The organism is Streptomyces sp. NRRL B-3229 (genome assembly GCF_000719505.1).
Classification (GTDB): domain Bacteria; phylum Actinomycetota; class Actinomycetes; order Streptomycetales; family Streptomycetaceae; genus Streptomyces; species Streptomyces griseorubiginosus.
This window is the reverse complement of the sequence record NZ_JOGP01000076.1, coordinates 1-1,176: the sequence shown is the minus strand read 5'-3', so window position 1 is coordinate 1,176 and position 1,176 is coordinate 1. Positions and strand designations below refer to the sequence as shown.

At 67.4% G+C, this 1,176-nt stretch carries 1 protein-coding gene; it reads right to left on the bottom strand.

The window, feature by feature from the left end; all coding sequences use genetic code 11:
• Window positions 1-1,176 (bottom strand): formyl-CoA transferase (gene frc, locus IF54_RS0138740; protein ID WP_037821213.1); only part of this gene is annotated, 1,176 nt, incomplete at both ends.

The following is a 1,176-nucleotide window of genomic DNA, read 5'->3' as shown; positions in this document are numbered from 1 at the left end:
AGTTCGCCGATGTAGATCTCTTGGTTGTGCTGGCCGAGGAGGGGTGGGGTGGTGATGGTGGTGGGAGAGTCGGAGAGCTTGAGCGGGTTGCCGACGGTGGTGAAGGTGCCGCGTTCGGGATGCTCGACCTCGACGATCATGCCGTTGGCCGCCAGCGAGGCATCCTCGATGATCTCCCGGGTGGACAGGATCGGCCCGCACGGAATGTTGTGCGCGTTCAGCTCCTCCAGCACCCGCCACTTGGGCAGGGTCGCCGTCCACTCCTCGATCAGCTGGAACATCTTCGCCAGCTTCGGCAACCGCGCCTGGGGTGTAGCCCATTCAGGGTCCTCGGCGAGCTCCGGCCGGCCGATCAAAGCGGCCAGCGGTGCCCAGCCGACGGGCTGGACGATGACGTAGACGTAGTCGTTCGGCCCGCCCGGCGCGCACCGCACCGCCCACCCCGGCTGCCCGCCCCCCGAGGCATTCCCCGAGCGCGGGACCTCCCCGGCGAAGTCCTCGTTCGGGTACTCCGCCAACGGCCCGTGCGCCAGACGCTGCTGATCGCGCAGCTTGACCCGGCACAGGTTCAGCACCGCATGCTGCATCGCCACGTTCACCCGCTGGCCTCTGCCCGTCTTCTCCCTTTGGAGGAGTGCGGCCAGGATCCCGGCGACCGCGTGGATACCGGTCCCGGAGTCCCCGATCTGCGCCCCCGTCGCCATCGGCGGCCCGTCCTCGAACCCGGTCGTGGCCATCGACCCGCCCATCGCCTGCGCCACCACCTCATACGCCTTCAACCCCGTATAGGGCCCCTCCCCGAACCCCTTGATCGACGCATACACCAGCCTCGGGTTGATCTGCCGGATCCGTTCCCACGGAAACCCCATCCGATCCACCGCACCCGGAGCGAAGTTCTCCACCAGCACATCCGCACCCCGCACCAACGCGCTGAGGAGCTCCCGGCCCCGCTCCGACTTCATGTTCAACGTGATACTGCGCTTGTTGCAGTTCAGCATCGTGAAATACAACGAGTCCGCCCCCGGCACATCCCGCAACTGACCCCGCGTCACATCCCCGCCCGGCGCCTCCACCTTCACCACATCCGCCCCCAGCCACGCCAGCAACTGCGTCGCCGACGGACCCGACTGCACATGCGTCATGTCCAACACCCGCACACCATCAAGAGCCAACGTC